The 15,130-nt window shown below is 59.4% G+C and carries 14 protein-coding genes; 7 read left to right on the top strand and 7 right to left on the bottom strand.

Features of this window, described 5'->3' with window-relative positions; all coding sequences use genetic code 11:
* Positions 1-16: 16 nt before the first annotated feature.
* A complete protein-coding gene (gene fepB, locus BTJ39_RS17615; RefSeq protein WP_078003996.1) occupies positions 17-985 on the bottom strand; it encodes a Fe2+-enterobactin ABC transporter substrate-binding protein in 969 nt (322 codons plus the stop codon).
* 184 nt (positions 986-1,169) lie between these two features.
* Between fepB and entC the strand changes: the two genes are divergently transcribed.
* From entC to entH, 5 genes are read left to right on the top strand one after another with little or no spacing between them, the layout of a single operon-like run.
* Positions 1,170-2,345 (top strand): isochorismate synthase EntC, encoded by a 1,176-nt coding sequence (gene entC, locus BTJ39_RS17610; protein WP_078003995.1) that lies wholly within the window; start codon positions 1,170-1,172, stop codon positions 2,343-2,345.
* Between the two features lie 17 nt (positions 2,346-2,362).
* Complete coding sequence (gene entE, locus BTJ39_RS17605) at positions 2,363-3,973, top strand: (2,3-dihydroxybenzoyl)adenylate synthase EntE (protein ID WP_078003994.1); 1,611 nt, start codon at positions 2,363-2,365, stop codon at positions 3,971-3,973.
* A gap of 16 nt (positions 3,974-3,989) precedes the next feature.
* A complete protein-coding gene (locus BTJ39_RS17600; RefSeq protein ID WP_078003993.1) occupies positions 3,990-4,841 on the top strand; it encodes an isochorismatase in 852 nt (283 codons plus the stop codon).
* Positions 4,841-5,596 carry a 2,3-dihydro-2,3-dihydroxybenzoate dehydrogenase EntA gene (entA, locus tag BTJ39_RS17595; protein ID WP_078003992.1) on the top strand — a complete coding sequence of 252 codons (756 nt, stop codon included), beginning with the start codon at positions 4,841-4,843 and terminating at the stop codon, positions 5,594-5,596. The genes BTJ39_RS17600 and entA overlap by 1 nt, the downstream gene beginning before the upstream one ends.
* Positions 5,597-6,010, top strand: coding sequence for a proofreading thioesterase EntH (entH, locus tag BTJ39_RS17590; RefSeq protein ID WP_078003991.1), 414 nt, complete (start codon positions 5,597-5,599; stop codon positions 6,008-6,010).
* An 11-nt stretch (positions 6,011-6,021) separates the two neighbouring features.
* Here entH and BTJ39_RS17585 read toward each other — a convergent pair whose 3' ends face one another.
* From BTJ39_RS17585 to BTJ39_RS17560, 6 genes are all read right to left on the bottom strand, one after another.
* Positions 6,022-7,428, bottom strand: a complete 1,407-nt coding sequence (locus tag BTJ39_RS17585; protein ID WP_078003990.1) for a sugar porter family MFS transporter — start codon at positions 7,426-7,428, stop codon at positions 6,022-6,024.
* A 72-nt stretch (positions 7,429-7,500) separates the two neighbouring features.
* The gene (gene rbsD / locus BTJ39_RS17580; protein WP_078003989.1) at positions 7,501-7,995 is read right to left on the bottom strand and encodes a D-ribose pyranase; all 495 of its coding nucleotides are present in this window, start codon (positions 7,993-7,995) and stop codon (positions 7,501-7,503) included.
* A gap of 17 nt (positions 7,996-8,012) precedes the next feature.
* A complete protein-coding gene (locus BTJ39_RS17575; RefSeq protein WP_078003988.1) occupies positions 8,013-9,389 on the bottom strand; it encodes a sugar porter family MFS transporter in 1,377 nt (458 codons plus the stop codon).
* A gap of 12 nt (positions 9,390-9,401) precedes the next feature.
* Entirely contained in the window at positions 9,402-10,367 is a 966-nt protein-coding gene (locus BTJ39_RS17570) for a 1-phosphofructokinase family hexose kinase (protein ID WP_078003987.1), read from the bottom strand.
* A complete protein-coding gene (locus BTJ39_RS17565; RefSeq protein ID WP_078003986.1) occupies positions 10,364-11,707 on the bottom strand; it encodes an FGGY-family carbohydrate kinase in 1,344 nt (447 codons plus the stop codon). The genes BTJ39_RS17570 and BTJ39_RS17565 overlap by 4 nt, the downstream gene beginning before the upstream one ends.
* Before the next feature lie 15 nt (positions 11,708-11,722).
* Entirely contained in the window at positions 11,723-13,120 is a 1,398-nt protein-coding gene (locus tag BTJ39_RS17560; protein WP_078003985.1) for an FAD-binding oxidoreductase, read from the bottom strand.
* A 169-nt stretch (positions 13,121-13,289) separates the two neighbouring features.
* Between BTJ39_RS17560 and BTJ39_RS17555 the strand changes: the two genes are divergently transcribed.
* Positions 13,290-14,141, top strand: a complete 852-nt coding sequence (locus tag BTJ39_RS17555) for a class I fructose-bisphosphate aldolase (protein ID WP_078003984.1) — start codon at positions 13,290-13,292, stop codon at positions 14,139-14,141.
* A 6-nt stretch (positions 14,142-14,147) separates the two neighbouring features.
* Positions 14,148-15,119 carry a YhfZ family protein gene (locus tag BTJ39_RS17550; protein ID WP_241825938.1) on the top strand — a complete coding sequence of 324 codons (972 nt, stop codon included), beginning with the start codon at positions 14,148-14,150 and terminating at the stop codon, positions 15,117-15,119.
* Positions 15,120-15,130: the final 11 nt, after the last annotated feature.

Here is a 15,130-nt window from a genome sequence, read left to right as displayed (position 1 = left end):
GCCTGTCGGGTAGCGATTACTGACCGGGGGCGAGCAGGGTGTTGAGGCGATCGAGTATCAGCATGGCGCTGTAATAATCGAGGCGGAAGGTTTCACTGCCCAGGGCATAAACACGCTTGTGCTGTACCGCAGGCAGATGAGCAAGCAGTGGGTTGGCGTAGATCGCGTCGGCGTCCTTGTTATCGCCCGCGAACAGAAACAGCGATTGGCCGTTCAGCCCCGCCGCCAGATTCTCGCCACCCAGCTGAATAATATCGCTGCGCTTGCCCTGGCTGTGGCCGCCGTGCAGGCCCGCCGGCAGCGTTGCGAGGGTCATTCCCAGCTGCTGCAACAGTTTTCCCTGAGCCGATTCCGGCGTCCACAGATTGGCGCTGCGCGCCGCAGCGGTATACACCAGAGAGCTGACCGGCTGAGGCGGCAGTTTAATACGCTGTTTTACTTCGGCTAGCCGCTGATTGAAGCTGGCAATGCGGGCGGCAGCCTGTTTTTCCTCGCCGGTGATGGCACCGAGTCGGGTGAGCAGGGCCTGCCAGCTTTCATCGCCGTAATCGACCACAATGGTTGGCGCAATCTGCGACAGCTGGTCGTAAAGCGCCAGCGCCGAGTCGCCGCCGCTGGCGCTGACCAGAATCAGGTCGGGCATCTGCGCGGCGACCGCTTCAGCGCTGGGTTCGCCGATATATAAGCGCGTCAATTTTCGCGCTTTCGCGACGCTGCCCCACTGGCGCAGGAACCCCTGGTCGTCAGCGACGCGATTATTGGGCGTGGTGGCGCCGCTGGCGATGACCGGCGCATCAATGGCCAGCAGCGATCCCGTCAGGGTGACGCTGGTGGAAACAATACGCAGCGGCTTATGTTCCAGCGTATGGCTGCCGTGGCTATCGGTTATTTGCCGTGGCCAGTCAGCAGACCGGGCGGCACCAGTTCCGACAACCAGCAGAGCCGCTGCCAGCCAGACGTTGCGCCATAAAGAAGAGAAGTTCACGGATAAGATCCTTATTGTGCCGATGAAAACATCGCATTTTGGTTATCAGCTGCTGGAGAAGCAAGCTTCGTTCGCGCTGTATGCGGTCAGAAGGTTGACATACAGGACGTTTAAATTTAGGTTACCAAACCAAAATAAAAATGATAACCATTATTAATACCGTTATCGTTTCTGTGGGGGTAGTATGGAAACGTCAAGTTCAGGCACCATCCGGGGGATTTCAGCATCGCTGAAGCCCGACAGCTTTTTCTTTATGTCGCCCCATCGCTGTTTTACCACCTCCGGCTGCTTCCGGCGCTTGTCTCTGCCTGCTGCCGATGGCGGTAATATGGACGGCGCTTTTCAGCGGCAGACAGCTGAGGCCTTTTCACAGGCCAGAGCGGCCGGCATCGTTAATCCGGTTGTCGTCGGCGCGATTCCTTTCGATACCAGCCAGCCCTCGGCGCTGTTCATACCGCAACGCTGTGAATCCTTCACGCGCAGCGAAGAACAGCAGGCGGCCGCACAGGCGCCAGAGCCTGCGGCGATGAATATTATCGAGCGTAAGGAAATTCCGGCACAGCAGCGCTTCGAGTCGATGGTAGCCAGCGCCGCCGGCCTGACCGCCACGCCAGAGGTGGATAAGGTGGTGCTCTCAAGGCTGATTGACATTACTACTGATAAAGCCCCCGACAGCCGCCAGCTGCTGACGCGGCTGGTTGCGCAGAATCCGGCCAGCTTTAATTTTCACGTACCGCTGCCGGATGGCGGCGTGCTGTTAGGCGCCAGCCCGGAGCTGCTGCTGCGTAAACAAGGGGACCGCTTCAGTTCGCTGCCGCTGGCAGGCTCGGCACGCCGGCAGGGCGATGCGGCGCTGGACAGAGAGGCGGGAGACAGGCTGCTGGCCTCAGAAAAAGATCGCCATGAGCATCAGCTGGTTATCCAGGCGATGCGCCGGGTGCTGGATCCCTGCTGCCAACGGCTGAGCGTTCCCGATTCTCCACAGCTGATCACCACGCCCACACTCTGGCATCTGGCAACGCTGATTGAAGGCACTGCCCATGCCGGGCAAAACGCGCTGGCGCTTGCCTGTCTGCTGCATCCTACCCCTGCGCTAAGCGGCTTTCCGCATCAGACGGCGAAACGGCTGATTGATGAGCTTGAGCCTTTTGACCGCCAGCTGTTCGGCGGCATTGTTGGCTGGTGCGACGACCAGGGCAACGGCGAATGGGTTGTTACCATCCGCTGCGCCCGTCTGCGTGAAAATCAGGTGCGTCTGTTTGCCGGCGCCGGCATTGTACCGGCCTCCTCCCCGGAGTCCGAGTGGCGGGAAACCGGCGTCAAGCTGGCCACCATGCTTAACGTTTTCGGTTTGCACTAATAAATAAAAGGCAAAATATGCGTATTCCTTACAGCCGCTGGCCGGACGATCTGGCAGCGCGCTATCGTGAAAAAGGTTACTGGCAGGATTTACCGCTGACCGACATCCTTTCCCGCCACGGTGAAAGCGATGCGCTGGCGCTGATAGAGGGTGAACGGCATTTCAGCTATCGCCAGGTAAACCAGGCGGCTGATAACCTGGCCTGCTCGCTGAAACGTGCGGGTTTGCAGGCGGGGGAAACGGCCTTAGTGCAGCTTGGCAACGTTGCCGAGTTCTACATTACGCTGTTTGCCCTGCTGAAAATCGGTGTTGCGCCGGTTAATGCGCTGTTTAGCCATCAGCGCAGCGAGCTGACCGCCTATGCCACGCAAATTCAACCGGCGCTGCTGATTGCCGATCGCCAACACGCGCTGTTCACCGATAACGCGTTTTTGAACGTCTTAGTTGATGAGCAGCGTTCGCTGCGCGTGGTGCTGCTGCGCAACGACAGCGGTGAATATAATCTGGATGCTGCCATTGAACGACCGGCCGTTGATTTTGTCGCTTCGCCATCTGCCAGCGATGAAGTGGCTTTTTTTCAGCTGTCCGGCGGCAGCACCGGCACGCCGAAGCTTATCCCCCGCACCCACAACGATTATGACTACAGCATTCGCCGCAGTAACGAGATTTGCCAGTTTGATCACAATACGCGCTATCTTTGCGCGCTGCCCGCCGCCCATAACTATCCGTTGAGTTCACCGGGCGCGCTGGGGGTTTTTCTCGCCCAAGGTTGCGTAGTGCTGGCGGCCGATCCCAGCGCAACGCTGTGTTTTGCGTTGATTGAACGCCATCAGATTAACGTGACGGCGCTGGTACCACCTGCTGTAAGCCTGTGGCTGCAAGCCATCAGGGAGTGGGGAGGCAATCAGCCGTTGGCTTCGCTGACGCTGCTACAGGTCGGCGGCGCGCGGCTGTCTGCCACCCTGGCCGCGCGTATTCAGGATGAAATCGGCTGTCAGCTGCAGCAGGTTTTCGGCATGGCGGAGGGGTTAGTTAACTATACCCGGCTGGACGATCCTCCGGACCGCATTATCAATACGCAGGGCCGGCCAATGAGCCCTGATGATGAAGTATGGGTCGCCGATGAACACGGCAACCCTTTACCAAACGGCGAAGTCGGACGGCTGATGACGCGTGGACCCTATACCTTTCGCGGTTATTACAACAGCCCGGAACATAATGCTCAGGCTTTTGATCGTCACGGTTTCTACTGCTCAGGCGATCTGATCTCGATCGACGAGCAGGGCTACATCACCGTGCAGGGACGGGAAAAAGATCAGATCAATCGCGGCGGCGAGAAGATCGCCGCAGAAGAGATCGAAAACCTGCTGCTGCGCCATGACGCGGTGATCTACGCGGCGCTGGTTAGCATCGACGACAGCCTGCTGGGTGAGAAAAGCTGCGCTTATCTGGTGGTGAAAGCCCCGCTGCGCGCGGTAGACGTGCGCCGTTTTTTGCGCGAGCAGGGCGTCGCCGAATTTAAGCTGCCGGATCGCGTTGAGCTGGTGGATGAGCTGCCGCTGACGCCGGTGGGTAAAGTAGATAAAAAACGCTTACGCCAGCGGCTGGATCGCCGCCCGCAGGCCTGAATCAGAGAGAATTATCATGGCTATTCCAAAATTACAGTCCTACACGCTGCCCTCGGCGCAAGACGTGCCGCTGAATAAAGTCAGCTGGACGTTCGAGCCGCAGCGCGCCGCGCTGTTGATCCACGATATGCAGGATTACTTTCTCAACTTCTGGGGCGATGACAGCCCGATGATGGACAAAGTGGTGGCGAATATCGCGGCGCTGCGCCAATTTTGTAAGCAGCAAAATATCCCGGTTTACTATACCGCGCAGCCTTCAACGCAGAGCGATGAAGATCGCGCGCTGCTGAACGATATGTGGGGACCGGGTCTGACCCGCTCGCCGCAGCAGCAAAAGGTCGTGGCGGCGCTGGCGCCCGATGAATCGGACACCATGCTGGTCAAATGGCGCTATAGCGCTTTTCACCGTTCGCCGCTGGAGCAAATGCTCAAAGAAACCGGGCGCGACCAGCTGATTATTACCGGGGTTTACGCCCACATCGGCTGCATGACGACCGCCATCGATGCATTTATGCGCGATATCAAGCCCTTTATGGTAGCCGATGCGCTGGCGGACTTTAGCCGCGACGAGCATTTAATGGCGCTGAAATTCGTTGCCGGCCGCGCCGGTCGCGTGGTGATGACCGAAGAACTGCTGCCGCTCCCCGGTTCCAAAGCCGCGCTGCGTGCGCTGATCCTGCCGCTGCTTGATGAGTCAGACCAGCCGCTGGATGACGAAAATCTGATTGATTACGGTCTCGACTCCGTACGTATGATGGCGCTGGCGGCGCGCTGGCGCAAAGCCCATCAGGATATTGATTTTGTCATGCTGGCGAAAAATCCCACCATTGATGCCTGGTGGGCGCTGCTGTCGCGTGAGGTGAAGTAATGGCGGCGTTGGATTTTCACGGTCAGCGGGTATGGGTAACCGGTGCGGGCAAAGGGATCGGTTACGCTGCCGCGTTGGCGTTTGCTGAAGCAGGGGCCGAGGTTACCGGCTTCGATCTGGCTTTTTCCGCTGGGCCTTACCCTTTTGTGACCGAAATTATGGATGTGGCCGACGGCGCGCAGGTGGCGCAGGTGTGCCGCCGTTTGCTGCCAGAGGGCAAGCGGCTGGACGTGCTGGTCAACGCGGCAGGCATTCTGCGCATGGGCGTTACCGATACGCTGTCGACGGAAGACTGGCAGCAAACTTTTGCCGTTAACGTCGGCGGCGCCTTCAATCTTTATCAGCACACCATGGCGCAGTTTCGCCGCCAGCAGGGCGGGGCGATCGTCACGGTGGCCTCTGATGCCGCGCATACGCCGCGTATTGGTATGAGCGTCTACGGCGCGTCAAAAGCGGCGCTGAAAAGTCTGACGCAGACGGTAGGGCTTGAACTGGCGGCGTACGGCGTGCGCTGTAACATCGTCTCGCCGGGCTCAACCGATACCGATATGCAGCGCACGCTCTGGAGCAGCGACGATGCTGAGCAGCAGCGTATTCGCGGCTTTGGCGAACAGTTCAAGCTGGGCATCCCTTTGGGCAAGATCGCCCGTCCGGCAGAAATCGCTAATACGATTTTGTTTCTTGCATCCAGCCACGCCAGCCATATAACGTTGCAGGACATTGTGGTCGATGGTGGTTCAACTCTGGGAGCATAAATGAACTGGAAACGCCCTTATACGCTTGAGGAACTGAACGCCTCCAGTGCCGATACTCTGGTCGAGCATCTGGGGATCGTCTATACCCGCGTGGCGGATGGCATTCTTGAAGCTGAAATGCCGGTGGATAGCCGTACCTTTCAGCCGTTTGGCCTGCTGCACGGCGGCGCCTCGGCAGTACTGGCGGAGACCCTCGGCTCAATGGCGGGTTATATGATGACCAGCGAAGGGCAAACCGTGGTCGGCATGGAGCTAAACGCCACCCATCACCGCGCGGTCACCAGCGGCAAAGTGCGCGGCGTCTGCCAGCCGCTGCACCTTGGCCGCCAGCATCAAAGCTGGGAGGTGGCGCTGTTTGATGAGCGTGGGCGGCGCACCTGCACCTGCCGGTTAAGTACCGCCGTGCTGGGCTGAGTGCGAAATCATCATCCCCTTTGCGGCGTCGCGGGCGATGTATTACCGACGCCGCGCTGCATTTCGCTGCTAATCTGCTCCAGGGTTTTATTGCGCGTTTCCGGAATGAAAAACAGCGTCAGCAGATACCACAGCAGACAGAAGAAACCGTAGGCCAGGAAGGGGAAACCGCCGTTGAAGGTGGCTCGCAGCCAGGGATCGCCATTCATTAGCGGGAAGGTTTGCGCCACCACAAAGTTCGCGGCCCAGATAAGAAATACCGCCAGCGCCATCAGCCGGTCGCGGATGGCGTTTGGCGATAGCTCCGGCAGGATAATCCATAGCACCGGACCGACGGTGCCGCCGAACAGCAGGATATAGACCACGATGATGCCCAGCATCCACAGGCTGGTGATTTTCATCCACACCAGTACGCCAAGCAGCAGGATGCTCGCCAGGCAGCCAAGGTTGCCGTACAGCAGAAGCTTGCGCCGCCCGATGTTTTCCACTTCTTTTACCGCCCAGGCTGCGGCGAGAAAGAACGCCAGACCGATGATCACCTGCTGCCAGAAGGCGGTTTTTTCACTGGCGATGCCAATGCTTTCTACCAGCACGTTGCCATAGTAGAGCACGGCGTTAATACCACACAGGTTAGCGAGCGTCGCCATGCAAAGCACGGCGAATACCACGCGGCGGTTGTGCTTCGCCAGCAGCGGCTCGCGGATGACCTTACCCTGTGAGTCCTCAAAGGTTGCCCTGATTTGACGAATAAGCGATTCTGCCTCGCACTGCGGCCCGTTGATCTGGCGCAAAACGCTGGCGGCCTCTGCATCGCGGCGCTTTTTTACCAGCCAGCGCGGCGATTCGGGAACCCGATAGAGTAGTGCCAGAAACAGCGCCGCCGGAATTATTTCCGAGGCGAACATCCAGCGCCAGGAGGCGTTAATCGCCCACTGCGGGCTGTCGCTCAGTTCGGAAATCAGCGTGTTAACGATATATACCAGCAGCATGCCGCCGGAAATCATGAGCTGATAGAGACCGGACATTTTTCCCCGCACTTCTTTTGCCGAGATTTCACTGATATAAACCGGGGCGGCCAGTGAGGCCATGCCGATACCGACGCCGCCGGCGATCCGAAACAGCACCAGCTCACTGAAAGTACGCGGCACGGCGGTGCCGATGGCGGCGATAAAGATCAGCCAGGCGGTAAAGATCAGGGCTTTTTTACGTCCCCAGCGGTCAGTCAGATACTGGCCGATAAGCCCGCCCGCCATACAGCCAACCAGCGCGCTGGAAACTGCCCAGCCGGTTTCACCGTCGCTGAGGGAAAAGTAAAGGGTCAGATTTTTAATCGCGCCGGCAATTACCGCCGTATCGTAGCCAAACAGCAGTCCGCCCAGCGATACGATCAGCGCTAGCTGGAAATTCACCGTTTTCATGGGTTCGCCTCTTTTACAGGTTAAGGAGTGCGCCAATCGCATTGGCTGTTGTGGGCGTTACTGTCGGTAGGATCAGTGCAGCTCAGGCACCACGTTTTCTTCAATGCGTCGACAGCGCTCGACGTACTCCGCCAGCGGCGTCATTCCCTCGCTAAACCAGGCGAACGGATCGGTGCTGGCGGTCATGGCGAAGTTTGCCCATGGATTGAGAGAGCCAGAGCGAATGACCACTTTGGCGCGTGTCGGAACCTGCTGTAAAAACTGTGCATGAGGCAGAGCGGAAAAATCGGCGCCGGAGCCGGTAAAAATGCGCTGCACATCGTCATACAGCTGCGGGTTGCACTGCGGTACTTCGCTGGCCATACGGATCTCATCGAAAAACATCTCCTGGCGCAGCACCTGCAAAATATCCAGTACGTCGACCATGCCGGGATAAAAAGCCAAATCGATGCGCCGGGCGTCGGCGGGAATAGGAAAACCGGCGTCGGTAACCAGCAAAATGTCGGAGTGGCCCAGGGTAGCTAAGGCTTGCGCCAGCTGCGGATGCAGAATGCGATCGCGTCTCATGATTTATCTCCTGACCGTTAGTGATGCATTTCCAGTTCGATTTCTTCCAGGGTTTTCCCCTGGGTTTCCGGCACCATCGCCAGTACGAAAATCAGGGCGACGGCGGCGATGGCGGCAAAAATAAAGAAGGTGTTGGCGGCGCTGATGTGTTCTACCAGCAGCGGAAAAAAACGTGAGACGAAAAAGTTACCGCCCCACAGAGCGAAGGTCGCGACGGAAACCGCTACGCCGCGTACGTGAATCGGGAATATTTCTGAAATCACCACATAGGCAACGGTGCCGTAGGAAACGGCAAATACCGCTACGTAAGTCAGAATGCAAATCAGTAGCAGGGTGGTTGAACCGTTGAGGCGAAACAGCAGGCCGACGCCGGCAAGGGTCAGTGCCATGCCGATGGAGCCAAAAATGAGCAGCGAACGGCGGCCGACTTTGTCAATAATCCACATTGATACCAGCGTGGCTAGCACCAGTGTCAGGCCAATCAGTACGGTAAAAGACATGGCGCCGCTGAGGTTTACCCCGGCGGTTTTAAATATCTCCGGGGCATAATAGAAAATGGCGTTAATGCCGGTTATTTGCTGAAACAGCGCGACGCCAAAGCCGACCATCAGCGCTTTACGCAGCCGTGGTGAGAACAAATCGCTCAGGCGCGGCTGACGTTCGCTGTGCAACGCCGCTTTAATCGCTGCCATCTGCTGCGCCGCGCTGGCCTGATCCGGATTTATTTTTTCCAGTACCGCCAGGCTGGCTGCTTCACGGCCTTTGCGCATCAGCCAGCGCGGACTTTCCGGTACCTTCGCCAGCAATAGCAGGAACAGGATGGCCGGTACGATGCCGGTGGCAAAAATGATGCGCCAACCGTGCTCAACGTTCCAGGCCTCGCTGGCGCCGTTAGCGATTAGCGCGGCGATGGAGAAAATCGCCAGGTTGCCGATGCAGTTAAACAGTTGATTAAGCGAAACCAGCCGTCCGCGAATAGCCGCAGGAGAAACCTCGGCGATATACAGCGGAGCGATGGTGGTTTCCACCCCGATGCCAACGCCGACCAGAATGCGGAACCAGACCAGCATTTCTGCCGAGCTGGCCATCGCTTCTCCCAGCACGCCAAAGATGAAAATCAGCGCGGTTAGCAGCAGGACCTTTTTTCTGCCGATGGCATCGCAGAGCGGGCCAGCCAGCGCCACGCCGATGATACAGCCGACGATGATCGACGACGTTACCCAGCCGGTGCTGTCGGCATCGAGGGCGAATTTACTTTGCAGGAAGCCAACCGAACCGGAAATGCTGCCGTTATCAAAACCAAACAGGAAGCCGCCGACGGCGGTAACCAGTGAGATCAGCAGGACGTTACGCATCCAGCCGGTTTTTGCTGTGATATCTGCATGACTGACCATAAGTACTCTCCGTTAAGCAGGTGAGCGTCGCGGGGTCGAAACAGCGCGTACCGCGCAGCGTTGTTGTAAGGCAAAGATATCGCTCCCCTCCGCCAGGCCCGCCGTCGGGCTGGCGGCATTGGCGGCGCCGCAGGCGGCGGCCAGCGTCAGATGCGCCGCCCAGCCCTCGTCAGGTCTGGAAAGCAGGCTGGCGACCAGACCGGCGCAGTAAGCATCGCCGGAGCCGACCGGGCTGAGCGTCGTCACCGTTGGCGGTGTTATCTGATAATCTCCGTCGGGGGTCAGCGCCAGCGTAGGCTGCTGGCCGTCGGTAATAATCACGCAGTGTACTCCCTGAGCCAGCCACGCGCCGGGCAAATCCAGCCCGGATTCCAGGCTTGCCTGACGCAATTCATCGCGATTAATTTTGATAATGTCAGGCAGCGCGCGGGCAGACTGCAGCAGCGCCGCGCCGTGGCTGTCCAGCAGCGTCAAAACACCCCGGCTACGGGCCTGATCGATCCATAAGCCGTATTCATCCGGCGCCAGATTTCGCGCCAGCGAGCCGGTGCAGATCAGCGCCCCGGCCCGGTCAAGCTCATCGCTTAGCATGGCGTGCAGACCTGTGCGTTCCTCCGGCTGGATCGCGGGTCCGGCAGCGTTGTAGACGCTGGCTTTTTGCGGGTTTTTACGCTCAGTGATGACTTCGCAAATGCGGGTATCGGCGGCGATTTGACACCAGCATCCGGCCAGATCCTCGCGCGCCAGCAGTTCCTGGCATAGCTGGCCGCTTGCGCCGCCGAGAAACCCTAAAAGCAGCGGGGCAGGGGCATTGTCCAGCCGGCTTTGCAGCTGGCGCAGCACCCGCGCAACGTTAACGCCTTTGCCGCCGGCCAGGGTTTTGTCATCCAGCAGACGATGTACCTGGCCTGGATGCTGTTCTTCCACCAGCAGCAGGCGTTCGATGGCGGTATTCAGCGAGGCGATAAGTACCTTCACAGGCGATCCTCCTGGTTGCTGGCGATGAGCCAGCTTTCGCGGGCGACCATCGCGGCGCCGGTGGCGACCGGCTCGGCAAGTTCGCTAATAAACAGCGGTATCTGCCAGCGGCGCTGGCGGTGCTCCAACATTTCCGCGCGTTGAAACAGCGATCCCATCAGCACCGCATCCTGCGGGCGGATCGCCCCGATTTCGCACATCCGGCCCAGCAGGTCAAAGGCACGATCAGCGATATGATTTAGCGTGGCATGAACCACGTCGGCAGGCGTCAGGCCAGCGTTAAGATGGTGCAGTGAAAACAGGCCGCGATCGTCATCTTCATTAATGGAAACCGTTAGCTCGGGCGTGATGTCGCCGCGCCGCAGGTCGGCAAACAGCCGCTGATAATCGCCGGCGTACAGCAGTTCCGCCAGCGTCTGAATAATTTTACCGGACGGCGTGGCACAGCCCATGACGTATTCGCCTGCCTGCCAGGTGCGCTCAATATCCACGCCCAGCTGCCAGGCGATGGCGCTGTCCGGCAGATGCGGCGTCAGCACCATCAGATATTCCGAAGTACCGATCGAATCAAACACGTTGGTCGGCTGGCGGCTCTGCACCGCCCAGGCGGCGAGAATTTGATCGTGACCGCCGATAAACAGGCTGGCGCCGGGCGCCAGCCTCACGCCGGGCAGGCTGGCACTGAGGATTTCTCCGCAGCACTCGCCGGTATTGGCGACCGGGGGAAACAGCTCCGCAGGCAGATCGAGCCGTTCCAGCGTCGGCTGATGCGGCTGCATACTGCGCAGATCGAAGCACTGTGAATGGGTAATTTGCGAACTGGCGGCGCGCCATTCACCGGTTAAGCGCCACATGATAAAGCTACCGAAATCCACCCAGCGCGCCGTTTGCCGCCAGATTGCCGGCTGATGCTTACGCAGCCATGCCAGGCGTGACGGGCTTTGATTGGGCCGTGAACGCATGCCGGAGATGGCGTAATGTCCGGCGCTGTCGAGCCACTGTTGCGTTTGCGGCGCAAGCGCGTCGTCGCCATAGTTTTGCCACCACGCCAGCGACGGATAGATCACCTCGCCGCGACTATTGACCGCCACCGACTCTTCCTGGCCGAAGGTGCCAATCGAGATCGCCGCCAGCGGGCCGTGGGCTTTGGCGTCATTGCGCGCATATTCAGCAATCAATCCCGTTAGGGTTTGCCATACCGACTGCGCGTCATGAAAGCTGAGGCCGTCGCGCTGAAGCACCGGCGTCAGGCATTTTCTTACCGCCAGCACGCCGCCATTTTCATCCATGCCGACGGTCTTTATATGGGTGGTGCCGATATCAATGCCGAGAAACCACATGGCGCCAATCCTCCGTTACAAACCCAGCTTGCCGGGATTGAGAATGGCATTAGGATCGAGCGCCTGCTTGACGCGACGCAGCAGCAGATGTGCCGATCCCAGCGACTGGCGGGCGTAGGGGGAGCGAATCAGCCCGCCGCCGTGGTGATGAGACAGCTCGGCATTGTGGGCCAGGCAGACGTTCATCGTTTCCTGCCAGATACGCCGCAGTTTTTCCACCGCCTGACGATCGTCCTGCTCCTGGCCCAATAAGATCATGTACATCGAGGTACCCTGCGGATAGACATGGGAAAAATGCGACAGCACTTCGCCCGCCAGCGGCGTCAGAATGTCGACCAGCGCGTGGTACAGGCTGGCAATACCGTCCCAGTTATGGGCAACCTCGATGGTTTCGGCGTAGCCGCCGGGCGTATCAAGCCGTTTTTCCACGGTGGAGAAATCGAAGCGGCGCTGCATCCAGCCCTGCACCCCTTCGCAGCCCAGAGAGCGGCCGCCATGACGCTGGATAATTGCCATCAGCGCGTCCATTTCCGCGCGGGCAACGCCGTCTATCCCCTGAGTGCCAATGAACATCACCGGCAGCGGCTGCTGCGGATTTTGCATGGCGTGACGCGCTTCTGCGGCGTCATAAAGCCGCAGCAAGAAAGGACGCAGCCCGGCCATCGCCTGTTCGCGCATGATGTGCAGGCCGGCCTCCACCGAGGGCAACTCCAGGGTATCGAACAGACGGGTTTGCGGCAGCGGAAATATCTTGAGCTGCACCGAGGTTACTACCCCGAGGGTACCCTCTGCGCCGATAAATAGCTGACGCAGATCCGGCCCCATCGCCGCGCGCGGCGAGGCTTTTAGCCGGATATGTTCACCGCTGGCAAGGATTACCGTATAGGCGGTTATCAAATCTTCTATGCCGCCGTAATAGGAAGAGAACTGCCCGGTCGCCAGGGTTGATAGCCAGCCGCCGACGCTGGACTGATATAGCGACTGCGGCGAATGTCCAAGCGTCCAGCCCATCTGCTGAAGTTCATCTTCCAGCTTGCCGCCGTTGTAGCCGCTGGAGACTTCTACCGTCATATTGGTGGTGTTGATTTCCCGCTGTTGGCTCATGGTGCTGAGATCAAGCACGATGCCGCCGCGGGTCGGCAGCGGCTGACCGGTTACTGACGAGGCCAGCCCGCGCGGCGTGACCGGCGTATCATGAGCGGTCGCCAGCGCCAGTACCTGCTGAATTTGTTGCTCGCCGGTGACGTTTACCACAACATCGGCCTGATAATCATGGCAACCTAGCCGTTTGAGTTTGGTAGACAGCGGCCAGGTATCGTGACTGGATGCCTGAAGCGTATCGCTGTCGGTCAGCACCTGCTGCGGCGGCAAAGCGCTTTTCAGCGCGGCGATGAGGGGAGAAATGTCAGCCATAAAGACTCCTGCATTGACAAAGTAAGCGATGCGCCGGGGCGGCCTGCCGACGGCAAAAACGGTCGGGCATATTGCATTGACAGCCGGTTGATGGCTAATATACGATCAATTTGCAGAAAACTGCAAATTGCATTTTATGTTTTTTCTTAACTTTGTGAAGGAGAGCAACATGGATTCCCGAACCGGTAAGGCCATTCGTTTAGGGCGAATTTTACGTCCGGAAACCGGCAGTGCGGTGGTTGTCGCCGCCTCTCATGGCGTGATGGCTGGCCCCCCGGCAGGCCTGAGAACGCGCCACGAAATTGAAACGGTGTTCAGCCAGCTACGCGCCGCCGACGGCGTGATGGTATCGCCTGGCATGATCCCGCTGGTGGAAAACACCTTCATCGGGCGCGATCGGCCGGGCATGGTGCTACATCTTGACTGGAAAAACCACGCGCGCTCAATTTATACGCCGGGCAAGGAGGGGCGCAGTGAAGGGGTACTGGCGCAGCTGGCTGATATCAGCGAGGTGTCAGTCAGCGGCATTGACGCGGTGATGACCTATATGTACCTCGGGCAAAAAGACAGCGCGCTGGAGCAGGCGGAAATCGCCCGCAATACGCGTATCGCCCGGGACTGCGAGCGCCATGGCATTGCGCTGATTATCGAGCCCCGTTCGGCGCTGGAAGGAAGCGATCCCGAGGCGCTCAGCGCAAAAGTGATGAGTATGTACTGCCGGATTGCTGCGGATATCGGCGCAGATCTGGTGAAAGCCTTGTGGCCCGGCTCGGTGGCGGCTTTTGCTGAGGTTACGGACAGCTGTTATACTCCGGTGCTGCTGGCAGGCGGCGCGGGCGGTGATGATGCGCGCTCTACGCTGCAGCTGGCGGCCGATGCCATGCAGGCAGGGGCGAAAGGGGTGATGTTCGGCCGGCGGATTTTCCGTGCGCCGCAGCCTGCCGCAGTACTGCAGGCGCTGAATGCGGTAGTCCATGAAAAACAGAGCGTAGAGCAGGCGTCACAGCTTCTGGAACGATAAGGGTTGATGGCAACAATGACGGTGATGGCGCACGATGCCAAACAGCTTTCTCCGGTCGCGTTTATCGCCCGGGTCATTTTGTCCCACGGCCTGGGCGGGCGGCTTCCGACCACCTCCTGGTTTCAGGACGCGCTGGAAATTGGCTCCGGTACGGTACAAAAAGCGCTGCTTGAACTGAAAAAGTCCGGCGCGGTGCAGCTGGTTTCGCGCGGCCATCAGGGCACCTTCGTGGTGGGCTGGGACTTCGCCCGCCTGTGGGATGCGGCGCACCTGGCGCCGGTGCATATGCTGTTGCCGCCGCGCGGTTCCCAGGAGGCAACTCAGGTCGCCTCGGCGTTTGTTCGCCAGTGCAGCCGCTGGAGCGTGGTGACTACCGTTGGTTATTTGCGCGGCGCTCGCTCCCGGCTGGCGGCCTTCGAACAGGGGGAAGCGGATATCGTACTGTTGTCATCCGGTTCGGCGCAAATGCTGCTGGCGCAGGCGGGAGAGCCCGACGATGAACTGTTTGACGTTGGCAACGGCAGCTACTATCGCCCGCAGAGCCTGGTGGTGGTGGAAAAAAACGGCGCAGCGCCGGTTGGGCGCCGCCGTGTCGGCATCGATTTTCATTCCAGCGACCATCAGCGCCTGACGCGCGCGCAGTTTCCTGAACAGGATTATGACTACGTTGAGGTTGATTTCACCCTGCTGCCGCGCAGCGTTTTTCTCGGCGAAATCGACACCGGCGTCTGGCATCAGGAGGCGTCATTAATTCCGCTGGACCGGGTTGGCCTTAGCATCCGGCCCCTTGATAATTCCGCCGCGCTGACGCTGGCCGATTCCATATCCAGCGCGGTGCTGCTGGTGCGTGCTGCCACGCCGGTTGCCCGGCTGCTACATCAGCTGGATATGGCGACGCTGCGCCAGCAATCGCTGCAGCTGGCCGACGGCGACAGTGCCCCATTCAGCGGCATCCCGCTGGCGTTTCGCTTACCGTGATAAAGCCGAAT

It is taken from the genome of Izhakiella australiensis (genome assembly GCF_002006995.1).
GTDB classification, from domain to species: domain Bacteria; phylum Pseudomonadota; class Gammaproteobacteria; order Enterobacterales; family Enterobacteriaceae; genus Izhakiella; species Izhakiella australiensis.
Note: the sequence above shows the minus strand (reverse complement) of the source record. Positions and strands in the feature narration are given on the sequence as shown.